This is a genomic window from Legionella worsleiensis (assembly GCF_001467535.1).
GTDB lineage: Bacteria > Pseudomonadota > Gammaproteobacteria > Legionellales > Legionellaceae > Legionella > Legionella worsleiensis.
In genome coordinates, this window is the sequence record NZ_LNZC01000003.1 from 1 (window position 1) to 24,738 (window position 24,738).

A 24,738-nucleotide genomic window follows, 5' to 3' on the forward strand; every position below is an offset into this window, starting at 1 on the left:
AAGATCTCTTCTCCCATCCCAAGTGCCCTTGAGATTAAGCTTTTTTGCTTACACATTAAAGATACAAGCCTTGATGCAGCGCAGGCGGAATCAAGGAATAACTCTCTAAATTCCCCCGTAGGCTCAAGCACTGAGTTAGCTCAATTTCTGGTTTTTTTTTCTGTTTTTAAATAATAATGAAAACACAATTCTGGCTGGATTAGATGAGAATTACAGGCGCAGCATATAAAAAACCTTGATTTCGCTATCGCTGCATCAAGGCTACAAGGTGTTACTCGTTGATTATTATAAAAGTAGCCTTGATGCAGCGCAGGCGGAATCAAGGAATTACTCTCTAAATTCCCTCGTAGGCTCAAGCGTTGAGTTAGCTCAATTTCTGGTTTTTTTTTTCTGTTTTTAAATAATAATGAAAACACAATACGGGCTGGATTAGATGAGAATTACAGGCGCAGCATATAAAAAACCTTGATTTCGCTAGCGCTGCATCAAGGCTACCAGCTACTCCAACTCTTTCTTCATACTGATAGGATAAGTAACTTGGAGAGTGGTTAAAAGTGGTTTAATTAAACGAAATATCATTTTGTTAGTTTTAGAACCAGGTGATTCAGAAAACGGTAACTTTTTTCATAAATTCCTTTTGAACTTGATTCACGAAGCCCTGCTACGTTTAATATTTTAATGTTATGTTGTTTAATCCATTTCATACATTCTGATGTATTTTCTTGGTGTGATAATGACAACGACAGAAGATAATGAGGCTTCTTTTGTCTGAATACTTCGTTAATAGTCACGACAGTACCATCAGTAATTTTGTCCAGAATTGTTTTATCAGGTATTATAATTAAAGTTCCGTCAGCATCATGAATATTAAACTGTGTTCTCGTGTCGTAGTTCTCTTGCTCACACCCTACAGCAACATCAATTTCTTTTAGCTGATCATAGTGCAAAGGAATGATCCCCAATTCATCGATTCTTCCTTTTGGACACCACCCACCATATGGAATGTTTTGGTTTATCGCCACATCAAGAGCGGCTCTATCTACACCAGTTTGACCACCCGAAATGATTTTTTTTAATCTATTCATAAGTTCCAGTTTTTTCTCTAACAAGTTGTTTAAAGTATCACTATAACTTTGCAGCTCCGAGACTTAGAGTGTGAAATTAATGTTATTAGTCGCTACAAATAAAGCTTTTTTTGTAGCTTTCAATTTAGTATTTATTTCACCATGAATAAATCCCATCAAAAACTTCTGGAAAGGTCTATTTGTTGTAACTTTTCAAATGCTTCTCTTGCCGAATATCTATCTCTGGGACGTTTTTTAATGCATTTGTTAATTACCGGGCCAAAAAATGCTGACTGTGGATAGGTTGGTTCTGATTTTGTCAAACGTTTACTGAATTGGGAACTTGAAACCACTCTTCTATTTCTTTGTTTGTCTTCGTCAAATGCGTTAAGCCTTCCTTGGGTAATTTCCTCCATTGTTCTGTGCGGTATTTGCCCTGTTGCAATTTCCCAAAGCGTAATTCCAGCACTAAATACGTCAGATTTTAATTCGTTGTTTTCATTTCTTTTACATAAGGCGTGATAAATTTCTGGTGCAGCATAATCGAGAGTCCCCCCAACGTTACCTTTACGTGTTGCAGCGAAAATATTGCCTATTAAGGGTAAAGTTACCTGGTCTATTCTTTTGGCAATCCCAAAATCGCTAATTTTCAGTTTAATATAGGGATCGTCAGTCAGTCTGTCGATTAATAAATTTTCTGTTTTAATATCTTGATGATTAATGCCCTCTCGAGTAAAGTGGGTTGCTGTTAAACAGTGCAAGTAAGCAATTCCCTCGAGTAACTGTCTGGCAAGCGATAACTTGGTATTCCAGGATAAGCTTGAGTTTTTATTCAACAAATCACGAACAGTCCCTTGCATTAATTCCATTATAATCCATCTCATGTCACCAACATCAAGTGAGCAATGGAATTTTATAATATTAGGATGAGAGTTAGCCTCTTTCAATAATTTAATTTCATGCTGCTGCATGATATTAAATTCTATTGTGTTGGGTATCTTAACTGCTACCGGATTTCCATCAAGCTGATACTGAAATACGGTGCTAAAACTACCGCCTCCCAGTTTTTTATAAGGGCCAATTTAAAAGCGCCCGTCATCAACACAGAATTTTTGATAAGGACTGATTAAAGAAGGATTTTGGTCAATGGGGTCTTCTTGATTTGAGAACAATACCCCTTGTCTGATGCAGTAAATGCTTATACAGATAATACTGCTGGCAGCTAAAATACTTAATGTGATTACCAGCAGATCAGCGCTAAAAAAGCTTTCGATCAAGGACGAAAAGAACATGATACAACTCCTTTTGAATTACGAAAAATAAGTGCCTGTGATGTAAGAGGTATTTGAAATAATGCTTAGGATGGTATTGAAAATCCACGGTCATTGTTACTACCACGTTTATATGACGTTTACGCAGGCGGGCCACTTTTTTATTAGATGCATTCCTTTGTGTACTGTTTAATAACAAATGGTAGATGCCCAACTAAGCTGATATACTAACAGCGGAGTAACTGCAATGGAAGCTTAGGCAAGGAATCTAACTAGCTCTAATATTTTTAAATAAAAAAATGTAGACTAAAGCGTTACAACGCTACCAGGCAAAAATACTGCTCTGGCTTATATAACTATACTCAGGTAGACATAAGGATTGTGGCTATGCATAAACTCCAGGGTTTCAATTTTAGACTGGTGATAAGTACTTTTTTTCTTTTTTTCTTTCTCTGCTTCGTGTCAAGTGCGCAGGCAGGCATACCGGTATGGACTTTTTCGCCACTCACTGCAACTGATCTGACTGTATCCCGAGGAAGTACGGAGCAGGTGGTTTATACCGTTCACAATCAATCGACCAGCTCTAAAAGGCTGTTTATGAAAAATATTCCAGGAATAACCCAAACACAACCTTGCCAACTTCCCGCAAAAGGAACGTGTACATTAACTCTTATTATTAATGGTTCCGCATTACAGGGAGATGTTTTAGGCGGTCCTATTTTATGTCAACAGGGCAACAGTTTGATGTGTTATCGCCCCAGTGAGGGGGCTCAATTACGCATTCGGCTGACAGATCAACCACCTGTTATTCGTTATTCTGTTCTTTCTGTGGCAGGCGCAAATGGAGCCATTACCCCTGCGGGACCTCTGCTAGTCAATGAAGGATCCAGTCTTGCGTTTACTGCAACGCCTAATGCCAACTTTGGTGTGGATCAGTGGTTTTTAGACGGTAATGTAGTGCAAAATGGCGGCGTAAGTTATCAGTTGAATAACATTCAGGCCAATCATACCGTTGAAGTTACCTTTAATCAGACCACTTTGTCGCCTCTGACCCAAGATCTCGTTTTATCAATTAACAGCACACCGCCCACTTCTGATCCGGCTTTGGTGGGTAATCCACGCATCATTCGTATTCAGAACACAGGTACCGTAGATGCCCAAAATGTTCAGGTGAGTCCAACGGCATTTCCGGCTGGCACTTCAATCACGAGCAATACCTGCACTGGCACACTTAATGCCGGAGCAACCTGCGATGTCACGATTACTCCGGGCGGCACGGCCAGTTCTAATGTAAGTGCAACCGCCTGTAACACAGCACCAGGAAGTGTTGCAGTTCCGACCATAGTAACGATTAGTGCGGATAATGCAGCACCTGTAGACATTAATGTATCGATTCTGGGGTATGGGTGTATTTATGAGGGGGGGTATTTGTTTGCTGTGGATGATACAACGCCGAATACGGGCAGTATTGGTGGAAAAGTGGCAGCATTGACTGACGAAGTACCAGACTATCAGTGGGCTACCGTTTTCGATAATACGGCAGCAAACAGCCTTCTTGATGGATTAACTAACACCAATGCGCTTACCGCCCCGATAGGCCAATATCCTGCTGCACAAATTTGTTTTAACAAGATAGATCAAGGGTTAACTGATTGGTTCTTACCGGCGATTTGCGAGTTGGGTCGTTTTGTTGGGATTAATACCAATGCGGGTTGCGGTAATGCAAGACCCAATTTATATTCCACCTTGCATGTGAAAGGATTAGGTAATTTTGCGGGAGTCATTTACTGGAGTTCTTCGGAGTATGTACTTATACCGGCAACCAGTGCCTGGGCGCAGTTCTTTGGTTTTGGTGATCAGTTTTTTAACAGTAAGGCTATCAGCAGTCGAGTGAGATGTATTCGAACCTTTACCCCTTAAATGGTTCACCAGCCTGGTTATTGGGCGCAGCCTTTAAGCTTTAATCCCATTAACCTGTATTAAGTGGTGAATACGATCGCATCATCACTTAAAATTAATCGTCTAACCCATTATTGGTTATGGGTTAGACGCTATTCGTATTAAAAAGGAATATCATCATCCAATTCATCAAAGGCATCCTGAGCGGCTTGTGCCGGTTGTTGCCTGTTGTTGTTTTGATATTGAGATGGTGCAGATTGTTGTTGCGTTTGGGGCATATCGTCGTAAGATGGTCCGCTGGTGCCTTTGCTGTCAAGCATTTGTATGTCAGACGCAATAATTTCTGTAGTGTATCTATCCTGACCTTGCTGGTCTTGCCACTTACGAGTACGTAAACTGCCTTCTACATAAAGTTTTGAACCTTTGCGAAGGTATTCACCAGCGATTTCGCCTAATCGATTAAAACAGACTACTCGATGCCATTCGGTTCTGTCTTGCTTTTCACCTGTTGTTTTGTCCTTCCAGGACTCACTGGTCGCTATAGATAACGTAGTGACGGCATTTCCATTAGGTAAATAGCGAACTTCTGGATCACCACCTACATTACCAACCAAGATGACTTTGTTTATTCCTCTTGCCATAGTTTATCTCCTGTATGCGAAAGTTAGAGAGTATGATTATACCTAAATAAAGGATCATTGCGTAGCAACTGTTTTAAATTAAACCGGTATTGTTTTGATCTGCTGAGACAATCTGTTCCGCCGAACCAGGTTGGTACTGGTCTTTGGCTATGCGAACATAAATAACCTGTTCTTCTTGAGCAATAACCACCTCTTTGACCCCCTTTACCTGCAACAACTCTTTGATAAGAGCATCACTGGTGCCAATTGGAGGCGAGTAATGCAGAATCAGGGTAGAAAGATAAACATTCGGTTTCATGTAAACGGCCACACTTAGCCAGATCATACCTATAAGAGCATTGATCATGAATATACTCTGACTGCTGTGCCATTGGTACAATATTCCTGCCAAAGAACCGCCAACAAAAATTCCTAAAAACTGGCTGGTGGAATAAATGCCCATAGCCGTTCCTTTAGTATTGGGATTGGCTTGTTTTGATATCAGTGAGGGTAAGCTTGCTTCCAGAATGTTAAATGCTATGAAGTAGACGAACATCAACAGGCAAAGGCTGTACCAATCCTGGCAGGTAAATGCCAAAAGGAACTGTGTTGCAGTAGCAAAAACAACCGCTAATAAAAACACTGTTTTCATTAATTTTTTCTTTTCAGCCAGGACTATAAACGGCACCATTACGATGAATGAAAAGAGCATCAAGGGTAAATAAAAATGCCATTGTTGGGTTAAATGCCCTTGCTTAATATGATGGCCGAGCAAAATGGGTACAGCAAAAAAAGTTGAGGTTAATATAAAATGCTGGCAAAAAATACCCACATTAAGTCTTTGTAAATGTCGGTTACTGATGACTGGTTTTAATAAAGAAAGAGATGCTTCACTGTCTGCGTGAAAACATTCTTTCACTGGATTGGGTATGACCAGATGCAGTAAAATAATTCCTGAACATGCTAAAAAGGCGGTGAGGTAGAATATTCCTGACAAGCCATAGTAGTGAGAAAGTGCGGGGCTTATCACCATTGCCAGACTAAAGGAAATACCTATGGTCATGCCGATTACTGCCATTGCTTTAGTGCGTTGTTCGTCTGGTGTTAAATCAGCCAGCAAGGCGATAAGTACACTACCTACCGCACCAGTGCCCTGAAGAGTTCGAGCCAGTATCATCCCGTATATAGAATCGGTCATAGCGCCCAGTAAACTGCCCAGTGCAAACAATAATAAACCGAAGGTAATTACTGGTTTTCTGCCAAAGGTATCAGAGAGCATACCAAATGGCATTTGCAATAAGCCTTGTGTTAATCCGTATCCGCCCAAGGCAAAACCGATGAGCGTTGGTGTAGCGCCCTGCAGGTTTTCTGCATATACAGAAAATACTGGTATGAGCAGAAATAATCCTAACATGCGAAAGGAGAAAATCGCAGCAATTGGAAAAACTGTTTTTGACCAGGAAAATTTCATTGATACGCATAATAAATAGAGTGATGTGCAAATGGTACAAAGTTAAAGCGTCAGAAACAAGGTATTTTACTCTTCCAACAGGTATTGGATCATTGACAGATTTTAATATTCCCGGTAGTTTGGTGCCTTTTTATACTAGAGGAACACTCTATGAGTTCTGTATTTGCAGGAAAAGTAGCATTAATCACTGGTGGTGCACGAGGTATAGGAAAAGCGACGGCGCTTAAACTCGCTCAAGCAGGAAGTGATGTTGCTATTGTCTATTACAACAGTTCTGATGAAGCCCAGGCACTGGTTAGAGAGATAGAAAATTTAGGTCGTAAATGTGTCGCACTGCAAGCCAATGTTGCAGATCATCAATCGGTTAAAGAGTTGTTTACTCAGTTTAGAGTTCATTTCAATCGTCTTGATTTTCTCGTCAGTAACGCTGCCAGCGGGGTATTGAAGCCAGCATTAAAGATGTCTACCAAACATTTTCGGTGGTGCATGGAAACCAATGCTTTAGCTTTGAATCATCTGGTAAGTGAAGGCCATGAGTTAATGCCTAAAAACAGCAGGGTGATTGCTTTATCCAGTTTGGGGGCGTCCAGGGCAATACCCAATTACGCTTTTATTGGTGCGTCCAAAGCAGCTCTTGAGGCATTGGTTCGTTCCTTGAGTTTGGAGTTGGCTCCTTTGGGCATCACTGTAAATACTGTTTCTGCAGGAGTTGTGGATACGGATGCGCTAAAACATTTCCCCAATAGAGAACAATTGCTCGATGAATACCAGTCTCATGCTCTTGCTGATAGACCATTAACACCCCAAGATGTCGCTGATGCAGTATATCTTCTTTGTTTACCGGAAGCCGCAATGATTAATGCGCATACGTTGTTTGTAGACGCTGGGTACAGCAAGGTTGGATAAAGCAACGTGATATATAGATGAATAATGAACTTTTTATGATATAATTTCTGGCTTTGTGAACTTGGTTAGTACTGGGGAAGAATTATGAATGTAGCTGGCGTTTACCCTAAGGTTAGGGAAATTATTGCTGATGTATTGGTTATTGATGCTGAAGAAGTCTCTTTGAACAGTCGATTGATTACCGACTTGGGTGCAGAGTCTATTGATTTTCTTGATTTGGTTTTTCAACTGGAAAAAGAATTTAAAATTAAAATCCCACGTGGTCAATTGGAAAAAAACGCCAGGGGCGAACTGGCAGAAGATGAGTTTGAAAAAGGTGGTACGCTAACCCCAGCAGGACTGGATGCCTTAAAAAATTATTTAAGTGAAGTTCCGGCGGAGCAATTTAAATCAAACATGAAAGTGAATGAAATTCCCATGCTGTTTACTGTGGAAACATTTTGTAAACTGGTCGTTTCTGCAGTGAATGAGCAACAAAGTGCGGAAATTGTTGCCTGATGCGCTTTTTATTTGTTGACAGAATTGTTCAATTATCCCCTGGCGAGTCCGTTAGGGGGATCAAACACATTACCCGAGATGATACCTACCTCACTGTTGATGAGTATGGTAAAGCGTGCTTCATTCCCTCGTTAATTGGTGAAACTCTGGGGCAACTAGCTGCCTGGAATGTGATGCAGCATAATGATTTTATGTTTCGGCCTGTAGCCGGTGTTGTTGCCAGTGCATGCCTGCATCGCCCGGCCTATGTTGGTGAGACGTTGTTGCTTGAGTCTTATATTGACGCTTTGGATGACTCGGCAGTTCAGTATCACAGTACCGCACGAGTGGGTGACGAGTTGGTTTTTAGTATTGATGGCGCATTAGGGCCATTATTGCCTATGACTGATTTTATCGGCATTGAAGTCATCAAACAGCAATTTGCTGAAATTTTTCATCCCGGAGAGTGGGCTGAAGTGTGTGCCAGGAATTCTGTGATTGCTCATGCGGAACAAACCATCCATGGTCCCGTTGTTGCTCCTTTGATGTTTGATAGTATTCTGGCTAGCGAAGCTGGGGTCAGTATCAGCGCTGAAAAAAGAATTTCTCTTGCCGCCCCATATTTTGCGGATCATTTTCCCAGAAAACCCGTTCTGCCAATGACAGTGTTGTTGGAATGCAAGTTAAATCTGGCGAAGGAGTTTATGGTTAGGGCGGGTTTTCCTGTAGCCTATCAGGTATGTGAGTTGCGAAAAATAAAAATGAATGATTTCGTTCTTCCTGGCGATGTGGTGGTATGTCATGCCAAAGTGAAGCAACATACGAATGAAGAACTCATTTTGACTTATCGTAGTGAGGTTAATGGAAAAAGAGTTTGTGTTGTTGAAGTAGTGCTTAAACCAAAAGGTTAATATCATGAATAAAAGACGAGTTGCGATAACTGGCCTGGGTGCGGTTACCCCAATAGGGCATGATGTTCATTCTACCTGGAATAATCTTATTGCCGGGAAATCTGGAATTGATGTAATCAGGCAATTCGATGCACGTGCTTTTCCAACCCATATTGCAGCGGAAGTAAAAGATTTTGTTCCTCATGCCTCGCTAAAGAGTAAATATACCCGTTTTGCAATGTCGTTTACCCACTATGCTTTGGAGGCTGCTCGTCAGGCTTTTGATGATGCGGCTATTTTACCAACGCAACAAAATTCTTCACGATGGGGTGTGGTTACCGGTAGCGGGATGATGACCGCCGAATTTGATTACCTTAAGCGATTTCAGAACGCCTGTGCGTTGAGTGGTGAAGCCGATTGGGGGGCGTTGCAGGCTAATTCAAGGGAGTTTTATAAATTAACTGATTTTGGTAAAACCACATCGAATTCAGGGCTTTCATTACTGATTCAGCATTTTGGTATTACGGGCTATGCCTCATCAGTTCATACCGCATGCGCTTCTGGCGGGCAGGCTTTAGGCCTTGCGATGCAGGTAATTCGTCGTGGCGATGCTGATTTTATGCTGGCTGGTGGTTTTGATTCCATGATTAACCCATTAGGTTTGTCCAGTTTTTGTCTTTTAGGAGCATTATCTACCTATAACGACACGCCACAAACAGCCAGTCGACCGTTCGATGCTACTCGTAATGGTTTTGTCTTGGGCGAAGGAGCAGCTTTTTTAATTCTTGAAGAATGGGAAAAAGCGCAAGCGCGGGGCGCCAGAATTTATGCAGAATTGGCTGGAGAGGGCAATTCATTAAGCTCTTACCGTATTACCGACTCTCACCCAAACGGTGATGGAGCAATTCAAGCCATTGAGCGAGCTTTACACGATGCAGGGGTTCAAGCCTGCGATGTTGATTACATTAATGCTCATGGAACGTCAACCAAGATGAATGACCTTAGTGAAACCAATGCAATTAAAGCAGTATTTGGCAGTCAGATTGCCAGTTTACCTGCAAGCTCCACCAAGAGCCAAACCGGTCATTTGATTGCGGCCGCCGGTGCTCTTGAGGCCGTTTTATCTGTTAAATCAATAGAACAGGCGCAAATTCCGCAAACGGCAAATTTAACACATCCTGATCCGGAATGTGATTTGGATTATGTTACCGAAGGCCCCCGTGAAAAATCTCTGGGTGTTGTATTATCGAATTCTTTCGGATTTGGTGGTTCAAATAGTTGTTTGTTGTTTAAGCATCCTGAGTTTGATGGAGCATGTAAATGAGTGATTTAAATAGGGTTTTTATTACAGGACGCAGCGCTTTAACTGCTTCCGGAAATACAGCAAAGCAGACTTGGGAGGCTATCCTTGCTGGTACTAGCGGAATAGATGAAATTAATTATTGGGACTTATCCCAGTGGTCGCATCGTCTGGGCGGTGAATTGAAAGATTTTCAACCGGCTAAAATGTTACCTGATAGAAAATTGATCAAAGTTATTTCCCGCCAGGATGTGATGGGGATTAATGCAGCGGTGCAGGCTGTAGAAGACAGTCAAATGATTGGTTATAGAGACTCGCTTGAATCTGCGGAATTATTTAATGAGCAAACGGGAGTTTATGTTGGCTCACCAGGCAATAAGTATTTTCAACAATATGATTTTTTGCCCTTGTTAGCGAAAACTCAAGGGGACATGCAGCAATTTGCCAAGCACTTGTTTGATGAAGTTCATCCTATGTGGTTGCTCCGAATTTTACCTAATAACGTGCTTGCCTATACCGGTATAACCTACGGATTTAAAGGGCCCAACCATAATGTAACTAACCATGCTGTAGGCGGAACACAAGCCATAATGGAAGCTTATCATGCAATACGTAGTGGCCAGGCTGACAGGGCAGTTGTTGTTGCTTATGATATGGGAATAGAACCGCAATCTTTGTTTTACTATCAGAAATTAGGCGTGCTTAGCCAACGTCATTTAAAACCCTTTGATCAGGATCACGATGGAACTTTGTTGGCAGAAGGCGCTGCCGCCCTCGTTCTGGAAAGCGAAGCGAGTGTTCGTGCTCGCTCCGCAAAATGTTATGGTGAAATTACAGGCGGCCTTTCTGCAAGCGAAGCCAGTGGGTTATTTTCCATAGAATCGGATGGGCAGCATCTTACGGCATTAATCAAGCAAACCCTGGAGCAGGCCGGTTTAGCAGCCAATAATATCGGGTTGGTAGTCGCTCATGGCAATGGCAACAGCAAATCAGATGAGAGTGAGGCGCAATCCATTAAATCAGTTTTTGCCCAACATCACGTTCCTGTAACGGCATTTAAATGGTCCATGGGACATACTTTATGTGCGTCTGGTGTTTTGGATGCGGTATTGACAACTTATGCGCTGGAGCATGGTTGTGCCCCGGGTATCGCAAACTTGGAGCAGATTGCTGGCCAATGTGCAGGAATTTCTGTAAGTGCGAATCACCAGAAGCTTAATGCCAATACATCGGCTCTGATGATTAACAGAGGCTTTGCCAGTATGAATGCGTGCCTGGTGATTAACTCCTGTGACTAAACTAGAACAACAGATTAATGCTTTACCCGTGAGTTTGGCGGGTAAATTTATTTATCACTTTTTGCCTTATCGCCGACGATTGATTTTAGCGAACATCACTCAGGTCTATGCTGATCAACTCACTGCTGCACAAAAAATACATTTAGCTAAAGCTTATTACTCGCACCTTGCTACCTCGTTAAAAGAGGCGTTACAGTTGCGTTTTATTAGCGAAGAAAAACTCCGTGATAAGGTCTCTGTTCTTGGTCACGAGAACATGTTGGCCGTTGTTGCCCAGCAAAAAGGGGTATTGGTCGTTACCGGCCATTTTGGCAATTGGGAATTTGCCCCCTTGGGCGGTGTATTGAGTTTTAAAGAATTTCAAGGGCAATTTCACTTTATCCGGCGTACTTTAAAATTTAAATTTATAGAACGTTTATTATTCAAAAATTATTACCAGGCCGGGCTTAATGTAATCCCCAAAAAGAACTCTCTGGAGCAAGTTCGTGCTGCTTTAGAAAAAAATCATGCCGTTATTTTTGTTCTCGATCAACATGCCTCTTTGGTTAATCGAGATGGGATTGCTGTAGAGTTCTTTGGTAAAAAAGCAGGAACGTACCGAAGTCTCGCAACTTTGTCACGCTACACCGGAGTTCCGGTTATTCCTGCTGCAGGATATCGTTTGCCAAACGGTAAGCATGTTTTGGAATTTCATGAGCCCATTCCCTGGGTAGAACATGATTCAACACCTGAGGCGCTTTATCAAAACACGTTAAAATACAATCAAGCGTTAGAAAAGATTATCTTGGCACATCCTGAGCAATGGAATTGGATGCACAGGCGCTGGAAACTTGCCTGAAGGGTTTTGGGTGATAAACCATATGCAAGAAACTGGCGCTAGAATTGAGTTTTTTGAGTTCTTCGTTCATCTCTTAAATGTTTTAAGGCAATAAAAAGTCGTTCAATTTCAGCGTCATCGGTAAAGATAATGATGAAATGATCGTGTTCTGTTCTTAGGCGTTTGTAATTCATGTTGATTGAAAATTGATGCACAGAAATGATAATTATTCCTTGATCTGCAAGTGCATTGTGATTGATTAATCGTGCCCCCGAGGCCGATATATCAATTATTTCAATTGGTTGATTGGCGATATGGGCTAAAATTTCCCCGTGGTTTTGAATTCTGAAAAATCGCCGCCGTTCATCCATTTCGTATGCCAAATCAAGCGTATATTCTTTTATTGTAGGTTTATCAAAAGGCTATCGTCAAGAAATATTAGGATAAGAAGCCGGGTGATAGCGTTAAAAAATAACGTCAATCTTCCTTAATTGCTGAACTGGCGCACGGCATAAAACACCATGCAGCGAGGATTAGGGGCATGGAACAACGCCTGAATAAAAACAGCCACAACAGTACAAAACCATCAGGGCAAACGCATCTAAATTATGAACATAAATCTCCAACCTTTTGCCTACGTCCTGTGCTTTATGCGCAGGATCCATGCGATCTTAGTGCAGGCAAAGATCTGGATTCTGCGCATAAAGCGCAGAACGTAGGCATCTTGGTCTTAGATAATACGTTTAGATGCGTTTACCCTGACAAAACCATCCTCAAGTAATAAAAGCTTATAACGCTGGGTTAGGCGTTATCGGCTCTGTTGGTATATCGTCTTTTTGCAGGGGCGCAGTGCTCAATCCTGTAAAAAAACCACCCATACTTTCTTTTGCCCAACTCCAGGCTGATGACACAAATTCTGGTACCACGATTTCGAGAGGAATAGGAACTGGAGTACTGTGTCCCATAGTTCTTTGCGGCTCTTTTATTGGTGTTTTCAGTTCCGGAAGGGGTATGGCGAGTTCATTAATCAGGGCGTTTAAATGGTGCGAGATAGGATTGTGTTGCACATAGATTGAATCTTCATTGAATTGTTTGATGAATAGTTCAATTTCTCGGGGTGTACTGGTTTTAAGCAACAGTTCTAAAAGACGGAAGCGATTTGCATTGAATAGGGCATGATTTTGAGCCAGCCAGGAGTCTATCCCTTTGTTTGTTTTGCTATCCGATAATAATTCATGGTAGAGAAAATTAATCCCGGTTCTTAAATGCAGCTCTTCCTCAGGGGCCATTTTTAAGGAGAGGGTGCGCATTATTGCGACTAGCTCATTAAGTTTTTGTATCGAGCATTCTTTTTCAATTTGAGTTAATAGTTTGGGAAGCATGTTATGAAGAGATTGAACGCTGTTCTTCTTTTCGAATTCCAAAATTTTCCGTTGTTCATTTGCCTCTTTGCATGTCTGATAAGCGGGCGCAACGTATACAGGTAAATTAGGTGAAAAAAATCCGGTCCAACCGTTTATCCAGCATCGTTTAATGCGTTGAATTAATTGAGCAAAAATTCCCTTTTCCTTACTAAATGACAATTCAAGTTTTGCTTCATCATAGGCCTGCTTTGCTGCTTGAATGGGCAGTTTATCCCTCATAGGATTTAGCTTTTTTAACGCATCCCGACATAATGTCATCACCAGAATATAATTTTTTACGCCTCCTTTAAGGCCAAAATGCTGCAATGTTCTTTGTGCATCGTAGCGCAGCATCCAGCAACAAATTTGTTCATCATATAATTCAGGATATTCTAAAAAAGAAGTATAGATTGCCTCTCGAACTGAATTTCTGGCCTCGGGTCTATTGATTAAAACAGCAGTATGGTACAGGGTTTTTCGGCGTGATTCGGTGCATCCTGCCTGGAGATAAAAACCCAGATAATCTCTAATCGCTTTGGATAAATAATCTGTATTTCCTTTAAAATGTAATAAAAAATAATTAAACGTATTCACTAATTGTTTTTTTTGGCTATAAAATTGAATTAAAGAATGCTCTGGAATAGCCTGTTGTTCTTCTGCGGATGAGTTGGGTTGAATTTTGGCTGGCTTAATCCAGTCTATCAGTCGTCTTTTTTCTTCTTTTATTTTGGCTGCCGGTGGGGTTAAGTGTAACCACTGCGTCATTACATCAATGTTTACTTTGTTATGGTTGTAGAACAGTGAAATATCGCCTGATTGAGCTTTTACTCTTAAATAATGACTGATGAGATGGCTGGTTTTATGGGTTATATCACCGAATTCAATGTTTTGATTTAACGAAATTAATAATTGGATGGTATTTAGGGACAGCGCAACCTGCTCTGATAATAATTTCTTGGTGAGTAGCCTGATGTATGTAACATAGTGAGTATGATGCGAGCCATTAAGATACTGATGAATTGTTTTTTTAAGATGACTTTCATGTGATTCGTCATGTAATACTTTAAAGCGTGGGTTAAACAATTCAAGGTGTTCCAGTATGGTATTAATTACCGCTGATTTTTTTTCTTTACTCATCATATTGCAGGCATCGATGACGTGAGAGTCGAAAAGCCTGGCCAAATGCGCCAGGGTAAAGTGTGCATTTGGAAATAAAGCATAATGATTCATCCAATAATGGATAACAGCAGGATTCTGATAGCATCCTATCAGTTCATTAATTTGATCTTGATTCAAAAGATGGAAATGCGGTACTGAGCAAAGAATACTGATTGCTGCTTCTGGTTGGAGTCTTTTGATTTGTTCAAGAGAGAGTGTGTTTACATCGATTTGATGAACGAGTTTGTTGAGTCGTGATGGGACGTGGGGTTTATTGCTGTCCAGTCGGTTGAGTATGGAATGGCCGGAGAGATTATTCAGGTATTCTTCCATACTTAACAGATGGGTTATCAGAATCGATTTAACCTGCTTATCCTGAGCTAGGTGAATTAATTCAATAAGCTCATGAGGCGTGTATTGATTCGTTTGCAGCATGTTAATAAATTCATCTTGGGCGTCGACCGTTTCGGTGATTGATGATTGGAATTGTGGTGTAAGAATTAATATTTTCAATAAACTGAATTTCATCACAGTATTAGTATTGTTATTATGCATGCTCATCCTCCTTGACCATCAAATTACTGATAAGCAGCGTGAAGCTCATGTTTGAGAGGATATCTCCCTATCAGTACTGATTGTTTATTGCGTGGATTTTTCAGTTTTAAGTCGGCTGATTTTAGTTATGCCGGTTTTGCCCAGCATAACTGTTTGAAAAAAAAATTCAATGGTTGCCTTATTTTTGTGAGCACAGGTATTAAATTAGTCTGCCTTCATAAACAAAAGTGGCAGGGCCTGTAAGTGTCAGATGACCATTTAAGTGAGGCCATGTAATAACCAAATCGCCACCAGGAAGAGAAACAGTGATGTGTTCAGCGAGATTATAAAATAAACGCCCAATTGCTGCTGCAGCTGCTGCTCCGCTACCACAGGCCAGAGTCTCTCCGCAGCCTCGCTCATAAACCCGTAATTTAAGATGATTATGAGAGATGATCTGCATAAAACCAGTATTGGTCTGTTGTGGAAAACGAGGATGAATGCTGATTTGTCGGCCAAGCTCTGCTACCGGCGCTGATTCCAGATTTTGTACCAAAAGAACCGCATGAGGATTACCAACACTAATCGCATGAAGAGACGCAGTCGTATTGTGATCGATCTCCAATACATACTGTGCTGCCTGCTGTTCTGCTAAGAACGGAATATCCTGGGGAGCCAGTTTGGGTTTGCCCATATCCACGCTAACGCTGTCATCGTCATTAATGGTCAAATCCATAGTGGTCGATTTCGTGGCAACCGTTATTTTCTTTTTCTTAGTTAATTCATAATGTTTGGCAAATAAGGCAAGACATCGTGCTCCGTTGCCGCATTGCCCAACTTCCTGTCCATTGGCATTAAAAATACGATAGGTAAAATCCACGCCTTCAGTTGTTGCCGGTTCTATAAGTAAACATTGGTCAAAGCCAATACCGGTGTTACGATGCGCCAATTGAGCTATTTGTTGTGCTAACAGGTTTATTTTTTGATTGACGCCATCAAGCACCATAAAGTCATTACCTAAACCATGCATTTTTGTAAAATGTATATTCATGATCACTCTCTTGAGGATGATTCGGTTGGGGTTTGTTTTGGCTCTGGCAAATAGAGCGGGCCTTTTTGGCCACAGGCAGATAAGAATAATGCAGTGACACAAGTTAAAATCGCAAGATATCGAGTCATGATACTGGCCAATAGTAAAAGCATTATTATATGAATTTTAAAGCGAAAAGAGCAATCAGGCTTTGGATAAATGCACTTTATTACTTTAGCGGCTTGTTTCCTGGGGTCTTATATAGTAAAGTCATTTTCAGACGGCCAATCATCCGGCTCATCGGTCTGGTTATTCTCTCTGAGAACATCTATAGTGCTGTGCATTTTTTTGGTAATGCGCTCATAGGACTGGGGATTAATATAAAATACTTGTTCGTGTTTCTTGCCGTAGTTTTCTACCCAAGACAGCGTATAAACCAGCATGTTGGGTATGTGTGAATCGTCAACGTATTCAGGTTTTACATTAATCCGTATCTCGTCCGTGTCTTCGTTTATGAGTTTGTTACGGATAAACAGTTCAATTGCCTCCAGAGTGTTGTAATTTGCTGCATCGGTACTCGGCACCAGGTTAGTTATTTCTTTTTGGCAATCTGGTGTCGTTAATTCATGAGTATCAGCCAGGAAATGAGCAATGAGATGCGACCAATGAAACGATCTGCTATTGGTTGGTGTTATTTCAACCCCATAGGCACGAAATACATCACTGGCCTTTGCTTTGGTAATTGCCACTTGGCTTTGTCTTCTTGGCATACCCGAACGTTCTTTTATTGCCTTTAAGGTTGCAACAAACTCAACTTCTTGCGCTTTATCCACGGCCAATTGGGGTAATATATCGCCTAAATCTTTTCGTGCTCGGTCATGGCTCAGGGCTACTCGTCCTGTTTTAGGCGCTTTGCTTTCAGGCGTCAGATGTTTGAAAAGGCTTTGGCCGTTTATAGTACACAGAGGCCGGGCTTTTCTGCCCCCGGGTGTTTTTACTACTACAGGATAGCGTTTATCAGGCGTAGCAGGATCCAGTTTACTGATACGTGCTCCAGTGGCTTCAACTTTAGCTTGAAGAGCGTCATTTTGTTCGGTTTGTTCGAAAATAAGCGGATTAGGGCCTACGTCTTTAAGAAACGAGCGAACTATTCTTTTTTTCAGTGGCTCTTCTTCTCGAGAAAGGCTGTGTTTGGCTTGTCTTGAGGGTTGTGATTTGGTCAGCGCTATTATTGACGAATCATAGGGGGTGTTTCTGATAATACTGAGTATTCTAAAAAATAAACTCGCACTCATGTGGCTTCTTTGGTGTTGTTCGAATTTAGCGATTAGGGTTAGCCATTCGGCGCGAGAAATCGCTAATGAGTCCAGTTTCATGCTCCGAAAACAGGTTCGTTGTTGCATGGAGATGATTTTTTGGGACGCAATCTTTTGGGCTGCGTGAAATTCTTGTGTTATCTGCAGCGTGCCTTTATCGTCATGATTATCAAATGCCTGTTCAATTTGCGAAGGTAGAATACCACTGTGAGCTGCAAGTACAGAAATAAATTTTGAACGATTTGATGGGTCTAATTGAGCCCATTGAGTTTTGTAAAAGAACCAATCTTCGTTACTCAGAATGCTGGTAATCGGTTTTTTTGCCAGCTCTTCGGTTAATTGTTCTATCATCCGTCTTAGTCTCTTTAATGATTCAGCAGCGTCTCATTGTATTTTGGGGAAAAATTATGCTGAATTTTCAATATATTAATAAAAAACCTAAGAAAATTTCGCCGCATTTTAAGCATAACAAGTGACACGAATTTATTAAGGGTCATTATATATGATAAAATTTTGTACACAAAAAAGCAAGTTATTCTCCAAAATAGACTGCATCTAATTTGATGCTGAGTGACTCTTAAATGGGCGCTGTGATTTTATTTTCTATGGGTTTGATTGCACGTATGGCTAATTGATTACTGGATTGGTTTTTAAAGCATGGGTGCAAACCGTTTTTGCCAACCAATTAAATTTAAGTAATTCGGACTTCATAACTTGCGCTGCTCCTTTGCATTGGCGATAATTTGTATTTTTTGGTGGAGAACCAGTTTTGAGTGTATATATCAACGATCCGCAGAACAAAGCACAGGCCTGCGTTATCTGGATGCATGGGTTGGGAGCTGATGCTTCTGATATGATGGGATTAGCCAAAGAGCTAATGGTTACTGATGTGGCCCTACGCCATGTTTTTATCGATGCACCTTCTCGCCCGGTTACCTTGAATGGCGGCATGGTTATGCCTGCCTGGTATGACATTACAGGAACCCGCTTGCTGGATAGAGAAGATAAGGACGGCATTGAACAATCAGAGCAACTGATTCGTCACGTTATTGAATCTCAACACCAGGAGGGGTTTGATTATTCGCAAATATATCTTGCCGGGTTTTCGCAAGGCGGTGCCATGGCTTTGCATACTTCACTTCATTCAGAACATGCATTAGGGGGCGTTATTGCCTTATCTGCCTATTTGCCTTTGGCAGGAGAGAATCATCCACGACTGGATAAAGGTACTGCGTTTTTTATAGGTTATGGACAGTTTGACCCTCTCGTTTTGCCTGCATGGAGCGAACAAAGCAGAGATTGGCTGCTCAATAGGGGGTATGCCGATGTAAGTTGTCATCAGTATCCTATGGAACATTCCATTTGTTATGAAGAAATCAAAGACCTTAGTCTTTGGCTCACCAAACAGGTTCAAGGAGCTGTATCATGCCCGTAGTAAAACGATCACGAATAGTTAAATACACTTGCGAACAAATGTATGCTTTGGTTAATGATGTAGACCATTATGCCGAATTTCTCCCTTATTGTGCTGAAAGTACGGTGCATCACCGTGATGATGATGAAGTTCAGGCGACTTTGGTTATCGGTGCGGCTGGAATGAGTAAATCGTTTACTACTCGTAACCGCTTACAAGCCAATAAAATGATAGAAATCCGTCTTGTTGATGGTCCTTTTAGTCATTTGGAAGGTTTTTGGCGTTTTGATGAAGTAGACAATGGTTGCAAGATTTCTTTTGACCTTGAATTTGAATTTTCCGGCAAAATATTTTCCATGCTTCTTGGGCCTGTTTTTGATCAGGTAACGGACAAGATGGTTGATGCCTTTTGTGACAGGGCTGAGGTTATGTATGGTAAAAATTGAGGTCGTTTATGTCTCGGCTACAGGTCATGTGATTCACCATGATTTAGAATTGAATTGTGGCTCAAGGGTGGCTGATGCATTACGTGCATCAGGAATCTACGATGCGTATCCGGAAACTCGGGAGTTACCTGTAGGGATATTTGCAAAGCAAGTATCAACGGATACTGTGCTCAAAGAAGGCGACAGAGTGGAGTTATATCGGCCTTTAGTGTGTGATCCTAAAGAGAAAAGACGGCAAAAAGCTCGTTTGAAAAAATAAATGTTATTGGAGGATGATGTACATCCTCCGGTATCAGCGTGACAACATTGGTTTGTGGTTTAGGGGTTGTGTTCAATGCGGACGATTGAGTTGCCTTTAAAATAAATCACTACGTTACGAATTTCCATAGGACCTGTTCCTCTCCGCCAGGTGTAGGCGTAATCCCAGCGGTCATTATTGAATGTTGGGCTTATCAGGCTAGTTCCCATTAAAATAGCCGCATCATTTTTACTCATGCCTATTTTCAAGCGTGCTACTTTAGACTGGGGCAGCAAGTTGCCTTGTTGACTGATGCGTTTTGCAAAGTCGTATGAGGCGCATTGAGTCAAACTTAGTGATAAAATGACTGAAACAAGAAGAGTTATTATTCGCATATTTTTTGCCTACCATGAAAAATTTCGCCATAATAACATGCCATTTATTTAAAGACACCACTAAACGGGTGCAAATTCATTACTGCTAAGGAGCACATGTGGAAGAGAGTCAGCAACTAAAAGATGCCGGGTTAAAAATTACTTTGCCAAGGTTGAAGGTACTGCAAATTTTGGAGCAATCTCCCAATCATCATTTAAGTGCTGAGGATGTTTATAAAGCGTTATTGGAAACAGGTGAAGATGTAGGCCTTGCTACCGTTTACCGGGTTTTAACCCAATTTGAAACGGCAGGTTTAGTCTCTCGTCATAATTTTGAGGGCGGATATTCTGTTTTTGAATTATGTCAGGGGGAGCACCATGATCATTTGGTTTGTGTGAAATGTGGCAGGGTGGAAGAATTTGTTGATGAGATTATCGAGCAAAGACAGAAAGTAATCGCAGAAAAAGCCCATTTTAAAATGACTGATCATGCGCTTAATATCTACGGTATTTGCCCGCATTGCGTCTAAGGATTAAAAACGATCAGGGCAAACGCTCGCCTGGAATATTGGGATCAATTATCAGTGCTTTAACCTGAGATTTATTCAATTGTGTCTGGTTTTAAACGTGCATCAGTAATGAGGATTGAGCAGCAAGTAAAGCAATATCGGTTTTTTAAGATTATAATTAACCTAATTGGTTCATAAGGATTTCTTTTATGTATGACGATATACGTATTCCCTATCAGGCCGGTACTTTACCTGCGTTATTACTAGGTGGTATTGAGCTTGATCACCAACTCATTGCTGATGCTCCAGTACATCTGGTTTTAAAATCTCTCAATAGGCATGGTTTGGTGGCCGGTGCAACAGGTAGCGGCAAAACCAAAACCATTCAGGTTTTAAGCGAACAGCTGTCATTGGCTGGGGTGCCAAGCCTGGTTATGGATATCAAAGGGGATATTTCTGGTCTGGCTATGCCAGGAGATGCAACTGAGTCCTTGATTGCCCGGAGTAAATCCTTGCATTTGGAGTATACTCCTCGTGGTTTTCCGGTGGAATTTCTTGCCTTAAGTGAATCTCATCCCGGGGTTCCTTTGCGTTCAACGGTCGCTGATTTTGGCCCTGTATTATTTGCCCGGATGCTGGATGTGAATGAGACACAAGAAGGCGTGATAACGGTATTGTTTGAATACGCCAGGCAAACCCAATTGCCGTTGATCGATTTGGCTGATTTGAAAAGTTTGCTGCAATTTGGGCAAACCGATGCCGGTAAGAAGCAAATTGAAGCAAAATTCGGTGGTGTTGCCGCATCTTCAGTGGGTACGATAATGCGTAAAATTATCGAGCTTGAATCGCAGGGGGGCGATCAGTTTTTTGGTGAACCTGCATTTGATGTTTTGGATTTAGTCCGCACCACCCCGCAAGGATTAGGCATTATTTCCGTTTTAAGATTGTTGGACATGCAGGATAAGCCCAAATTATTCTCTACGTTTATGTTGAAATTATTATCAGACGTATACAAAACATTGCCTGAATTAGGCGATCCTGACAAACCCAGACTAGTTTTGTTTATAGATGAAGCGCATCTTATTTTTAGTCATGCCAGTAAAGCCTTGCTCAGTTTGCTCGATACTATGGTGAAATTAATTCGTTCCAAAGGTGTTGGTTTAATTTTTTGTACTCAAACACCCAATGATATTCCCGAAAGCGTATTAAGTCAGTTGGGTTTAAAAATTCAGCATGCGTTACGAGCCTTTACTGCAAAAGACAGAAAAGCGATGAAATTGGTCGCCCAAAATTTTCCTCCATCGGAACATTATGATACAGAGCAATTACTAACCGCACTGCGAATTGGCGAAGCTTTGGTGAGTAGTCTGGATGGTAAAGGTCAACCCACGCCCTTAATTCAGTGCATGATAAGAGCACCTGAGTCACGGATGGGTGTTTTAACCGATGAGGAGTTAAAGCAACATGTTGCGGCATCATCGCTCTATCCTCGATACGGCCAGCGTCAAGAACGGCATTCAGCAAAAGATATCTTGATGGCAAAAAGCAATGAGGCAAATCAAGAGCGCAGTGTAAATTCCCCAAATAATTCCCCGGATAAAGAAACTTCGGTCATCACTTCGGTTACAAAAAACACGTTGTTTCGGCAGATTATCCGTCAAATTGTGCGCGATATGACTCGCGCACTAATGACTGCATTAGGAATTAAAAAGCGATAAAGTGACTTTAATCGAGGTTAATGGAGTAGGAATAACTGCCAAAGCTGTCATAAGTCAGCCCTAGATAGCGAATGCCATTACACGATGCGCTTACAGTTGGTGTGTACATAAAAGGACCGTCTTTGATGTCCAATACGCACCAGTGTTCTGTATCATAAGCTACAGTTACATGAGCATAACCGGCACGACAATCATAACCGTCCCTGATAACAAAGCTGCGTGGGCCCACTCGCTCTAAAATAACATCTGACTCGCTGTAACCGCTTACGACGTAAATTCCCGGATGTGCTGTATCACTCAAATGAAAATAATCCTTGTATCCGCAGAAACCTTCATTCGCATAGGTATTAAACGCAAGCATACTGCCCGCAGCTGCCAGTATCCATTTATTCATATCAAATTGCCTTATTGTTGTTGTGATTGTGAGCAAATTATAGGGAAGTTATGGGTATCAAACAATCATATTGGTTTGTTTATTTCTGAAATTGCATTTTTTGAAAAAAACAGCAATCGGATTCTTTCATTACGTTTCGGTATCATGAAATGGACTACCTTTGTCAACTATCCCCCTTGGGTTTGATCGCCTGAGGTGAACAGGTTAGTATCTTGGGTGAGTTTATTTCGTTTAAGGGCATGCTGGTTTTTATGGACAATCCTCAAAATAGGCGTTTGATTGTACGCTTTGTCGGTTGGTTTTTTTTGATCAACAGCGTGATGTTCTGGATTGTTGGTTCTCTTTATTTAAAAAAAATTCTCTTTTCCCCTACTCTTTTTGCTAATTTTTTAGCGGACTATTCTACTGTTTCAGGCAAGATCCTGGTTGTATTTTTTGCGGTAGTGAATTATCTGACCTACATGATGGTATTGGCTTTTATACCTGCGTTGTTGGTTTGGGGCATAGCCTTTGTTTTGCCGGAAAAGCGATTGGTCTGGTTTTTGAGTGTAGTGCTTGCAACCCTTAGCCTGGTGCTGTTAATCATTAATAATTGTGTGTTTTCAATGTTCAAATTTCATTTGAATGGGGATATTTTCACTCTTTTTTTTAATGGTCAATGGCATGATGTGTTTGATTTTTCCGAGCGAGAACTGCGTATCTTCTTTGGTGGGATGGTGTTGATCGCAGCGATGGAAGGGGGCGTTGCTTATTGGGTCTGGAATAAAATTATAGTGCCAGTGCGGTTTTTGATAGGGCGAACCATCGCTCTTTTTTGGTTGGGTGGTTTTTTGTTGAGTTATTTTACCTTGTTGCACTCTATGGATGGCAATAATAATTTATTCAGTCAACAAACGCCTAATTTACCTTTTTATAACCAATTGATAGTGTATTTGATTCCCGATAAAAATGCCGAGGAGTTGCTTGACCGATATGGCGAGGGGCATTTTTATCAGCCTTTATTTTCTAATGATCCGCTGAATTATCCTCTGCATTCCTTGCAGTGTGCAAAGCCAGAGAATCCGCCCAATATTATCTGGATTCTGGTTGATTCATTGCGATTTGACAGTGTAAGACCTGAGTACATGCCTAATCTTAGCGCTTTTGCTAAGCGATCCTGGCAATTTAACAGGCATCTTAGTGGAGGAAACTCAACGCAACCGGGATTATTTTCTTTGTTTTATTCTATTCCAGCCAGTTATTGGACTGCGGTTTTGGAGCAAAAAGTACCGCCGGTAATGATGGGCTTACTTTTAAAATACCGTTATGTGATGAACGTTCTTTGGTCTAGTGAAATGGTTATTCCTCCGTTTGATAAAACCATTTATCTGGGGTTGTCTGATTTAAACGGATATGGTGCCCCCGGTGATGACATAGGCAATAAAGATCGATGGGTCACTGAGCAGGCAATTAAGTTTTTAACTGCCAGGGATTTAAAACACCCTTTCTTTCTTAATCTGTTTTATGATGCGCCACATGGGTATTGTCGGGATCAGAGTTATCCTGAGCCTTATCAACCGGCAATTAAAGAATGCTCACGCATAGCGATGACGAATGAGGTTGATCCTCTGCCTTATTATAACCGCTACCTTAATTCGGTACGTTTTATTGATAACGAACTGGCAAAAATCCTTGATCATCTTGAACAGCACGGTTTTTTAGAGAACAGTATTGTGATGATCACCTCCGATCATGGCCAGGAGTTTAATGACAACAGGCTGAATTATTGGGGCCATGCTGGTAATTTTACCGATGTGCAACTGCATGTGCCTTTGATTCTCTATTGGCCATCCCAGTCGCCACGGATTATTGATTATGAAACCAGCAGTTATGATGTTGTTCCTACCTTGCTAAAACGAGTTTTTAACTGCAAAAATCCCGTTATCGATTACAGCATAGGTCAGGATCTTCTTGAGCAACAGCATAGATTGCCTTTTGTGTTGGCAGGCAGTTACAGTACTATGGCGTTTAGAGAACCCTATCGCCAAACAACATTACGCACGTCTGGGAATATGGTCGTAACCAATTCTCATGGAGAGCCTATTCCAAACGCAAAACCTCGAGTGCCTTATTTGAAAAAAGCACTTGAGTTAATGCGTTTGTATTATGCCAATTAACCTGTTTTTTAACCTCGACAGGTTAACAATTGGGG

24 protein-coding genes and 1 pseudogene are annotated in these 24,738 nt (G+C 41.3%); 13 read left to right on the top strand and 12 right to left on the bottom strand.

The window, feature by feature from the left end; translation table 11 throughout:
• Nucleotides 1–575 precede the first annotated feature (575 nt).
• The 3 genes from Lwor_RS01935 to Lwor_RS01945 form a co-directional block, all read right to left on the bottom strand.
• Nucleotides 576–1,085, bottom strand: a complete 510-nt coding sequence (locus Lwor_RS01935; protein ID WP_058492217.1) for a putative molybdenum carrier protein — start codon at nt 1,083–1,085, stop codon at nt 576–578.
• A 155-nt stretch (nt 1,086–1,240) separates the two neighbouring features.
• Nucleotides 1,241–2,146 carry a protein kinase domain-containing protein gene (locus Lwor_RS01940; protein ID WP_083501557.1) on the bottom strand — a complete coding sequence of 302 codons (906 nt, stop codon included), beginning with the start codon at nt 2,144–2,146 and terminating at the stop codon, nt 1,241–1,243.
• A complete protein-coding gene (locus Lwor_RS01945) occupies nt 2,147–2,356 on the bottom strand; it encodes a hypothetical protein (RefSeq protein ID WP_058492219.1) in 210 nt (69 codons plus the stop codon).
• 366 nt (nt 2,357–2,722) lie between these two features.
• Here Lwor_RS01945 and Lwor_RS01950 point away from each other — a divergent pair, with 366 nt between their 5' ends.
• Nucleotides 2,723–4,255: an InlB B-repeat-containing protein gene (locus Lwor_RS01950; RefSeq protein WP_058492220.1), complete on the top strand. Its 1,533-nt coding sequence runs from the start codon at nt 2,723–2,725 to the stop codon at nt 4,253–4,255.
• Between the two features lie 140 nt (nt 4,256–4,395).
• On the opposite strand, the gene ssb is transcribed toward Lwor_RS01950, so the two are convergent.
• A complete protein-coding gene (gene ssb, locus Lwor_RS01955) occupies nt 4,396–4,875 on the bottom strand; it encodes a single-stranded DNA-binding protein (protein WP_058492221.1) in 480 nt (159 codons plus the stop codon).
• 73 nt (nt 4,876–4,948) lie between these two features.
• Entirely contained in the window at nt 4,949–6,325 is a 1,377-nt protein-coding gene (locus tag Lwor_RS01960; protein WP_058492222.1) for an MFS transporter, read from the bottom strand.
• A 150-nt stretch (nt 6,326–6,475) separates the two neighbouring features.
• Here Lwor_RS01960 and fabL point away from each other — a divergent pair, with 150 nt between their 5' ends.
• The 6 genes from fabL to Lwor_RS01990 all read left to right on the top strand — a co-directional run bounded on the left by fabL (nt 6,476) and on the right by Lwor_RS01990 (nt 12,034).
• Nucleotides 6,476–7,231, top strand: coding sequence for an enoyl-[acyl-carrier-protein] reductase FabL (fabL, locus tag Lwor_RS01965; RefSeq protein WP_058492223.1), 756 nt, complete (start codon nt 6,476–6,478; stop codon nt 7,229–7,231).
• An 84-nt stretch (nt 7,232–7,315) separates the two neighbouring features.
• The gene (locus Lwor_RS01970) at nt 7,316–7,729 is read left to right on the top strand and encodes an acyl carrier protein (protein WP_058492224.1); all 414 of its coding nucleotides are present in this window, start codon (nt 7,316–7,318) and stop codon (nt 7,727–7,729) included.
• Entirely contained in the window at nt 7,729–8,619 is an 891-nt protein-coding gene (locus Lwor_RS01975; protein ID WP_058492225.1) for an ApeI family dehydratase, read from the top strand. Before Lwor_RS01970 ends, Lwor_RS01975 begins: the two co-directional genes overlap by 1 nt.
• Before the next feature lie 4 nt (nt 8,620–8,623).
• Entirely contained in the window at nt 8,624–9,922 is a 1,299-nt protein-coding gene (locus tag Lwor_RS01980) for a beta-ketoacyl-[acyl-carrier-protein] synthase family protein (RefSeq protein ID WP_058492226.1), read from the top strand.
• Complete coding sequence (locus Lwor_RS01985; protein WP_058492227.1) at nt 9,919–11,196, top strand: beta-ketoacyl-[acyl-carrier-protein] synthase family protein; 1,278 nt, start codon at nt 9,919–9,921, stop codon at nt 11,194–11,196. Before Lwor_RS01980 ends, Lwor_RS01985 begins: the two co-directional genes overlap by 4 nt.
• Nucleotides 11,189–12,034 carry a lysophospholipid acyltransferase family protein gene (locus Lwor_RS01990; RefSeq protein WP_058492228.1) on the top strand — a complete coding sequence of 282 codons (846 nt, stop codon included), beginning with the start codon at nt 11,189–11,191 and terminating at the stop codon, nt 12,032–12,034. Before Lwor_RS01985 ends, Lwor_RS01990 begins: the two co-directional genes overlap by 8 nt.
• A gap of 38 nt (nt 12,035–12,072) precedes the next feature.
• Here the strand turns inward: Lwor_RS01990 and Lwor_RS01995 are convergent, their stop codons facing one another.
• From Lwor_RS01995 to Lwor_RS02015, 5 genes are all read right to left on the bottom strand, one after another.
• Entirely contained in the window at nt 12,073–12,384 is a 312-nt protein-coding gene (locus Lwor_RS01995) for a PilZ-like domain-containing protein (RefSeq protein ID WP_058492229.1), read from the bottom strand.
• Nucleotides 12,385–12,801: 417 nt separating this feature from the next.
• Entirely contained in the window at nt 12,802–15,129 is a 2,328-nt protein-coding gene (locus tag Lwor_RS02005; RefSeq protein WP_058492231.1) for a hypothetical protein, read from the bottom strand.
• Between the two features lie 199 nt (nt 15,130–15,328).
• A complete protein-coding gene (dapF, locus tag Lwor_RS02010; protein ID WP_058492232.1) occupies nt 15,329–16,159 on the bottom strand; it encodes a diaminopimelate epimerase in 831 nt (276 codons plus the stop codon).
• A gap of 2 nt (nt 16,160–16,161) precedes the next feature.
• Nucleotides 16,162–16,311: an LPS translocon maturation chaperone LptM gene (lptM, locus tag Lwor_RS14285; RefSeq protein WP_415582872.1), complete on the bottom strand. Its 150-nt coding sequence runs from the start codon at nt 16,309–16,311 to the stop codon at nt 16,162–16,164.
• A gap of 84 nt (nt 16,312–16,395) precedes the next feature.
• Complete coding sequence (locus Lwor_RS02015) at nt 16,396–17,805, bottom strand: hypothetical protein (RefSeq protein ID WP_058492233.1); 1,410 nt, start codon at nt 17,803–17,805, stop codon at nt 16,396–16,398.
• 418 nt (nt 17,806–18,223) lie between these two features.
• Between Lwor_RS02015 and Lwor_RS02020 the strand changes: the two genes are divergently transcribed.
• From Lwor_RS02020 to Lwor_RS02030, 3 genes are read left to right on the top strand one after another with little or no spacing between them, the layout of a single operon-like run.
• Complete coding sequence (locus Lwor_RS02020) at nt 18,224–18,889, top strand: alpha/beta hydrolase (RefSeq protein ID WP_083501558.1); 666 nt, start codon at nt 18,224–18,226, stop codon at nt 18,887–18,889.
• Nucleotides 18,880–19,314 (top strand): type II toxin-antitoxin system RatA family toxin, encoded by a 435-nt coding sequence (locus tag Lwor_RS02025; protein WP_058492234.1) that lies wholly within the window; start codon nt 18,880–18,882, stop codon nt 19,312–19,314. The genes Lwor_RS02020 and Lwor_RS02025 overlap by 10 nt, the downstream gene beginning before the upstream one ends.
• The gene (locus Lwor_RS02030; protein WP_058492235.1) at nt 19,301–19,573 is read left to right on the top strand and encodes an RnfH family protein; all 273 of its coding nucleotides are present in this window, start codon (nt 19,301–19,303) and stop codon (nt 19,571–19,573) included. The genes Lwor_RS02025 and Lwor_RS02030 overlap by 14 nt, the downstream gene beginning before the upstream one ends.
• Before the next feature lie 59 nt (nt 19,574–19,632).
• Here Lwor_RS02030 and Lwor_RS02035 read toward each other — a convergent pair.
• A pseudogene (locus tag Lwor_RS02035) lies at nt 19,633–19,978 on the bottom strand (outer membrane protein assembly factor BamE).
• Between the two features lie 67 nt (nt 19,979–20,045).
• Between Lwor_RS02035 and fur the strand changes: the two are divergent.
• Both fur and Lwor_RS02045 read left to right on the top strand, forming a co-directional pair.
• On the top strand, nt 20,046–20,456 hold the full coding sequence (gene fur / locus Lwor_RS02040; RefSeq protein ID WP_058492237.1) for a ferric iron uptake transcriptional regulator: 411 nt from the start codon (nt 20,046–20,048) through the stop codon (nt 20,454–20,456).
• Nucleotides 20,457–20,644: 188 nt separating this feature from the next.
• Nucleotides 20,645–22,153, top strand: a complete 1,509-nt coding sequence (locus tag Lwor_RS02045; RefSeq protein WP_058492238.1) for a helicase HerA-like domain-containing protein — start codon at nt 20,645–20,647, stop codon at nt 22,151–22,153.
• A gap of 7 nt (nt 22,154–22,160) precedes the next feature.
• On the opposite strand, the gene Lwor_RS02050 is transcribed toward Lwor_RS02045, so the two are convergent.
• On the bottom strand, nt 22,161–22,547 hold the full coding sequence (locus Lwor_RS02050) for a hypothetical protein (RefSeq protein WP_058492239.1): 387 nt from the start codon (nt 22,545–22,547) through the stop codon (nt 22,161–22,163).
• A 212-nt stretch (nt 22,548–22,759) separates the two neighbouring features.
• Here Lwor_RS02050 and Lwor_RS02055 point away from each other — a divergent pair, with 212 nt between their 5' ends.
• Complete coding sequence (locus tag Lwor_RS02055; RefSeq protein ID WP_238584603.1) at nt 22,760–24,703, top strand: DUF3413 domain-containing protein; 1,944 nt, start codon at nt 22,760–22,762, stop codon at nt 24,701–24,703.
• The last annotated feature ends 35 nt before the right edge of the window (nt 24,704–24,738 follow it).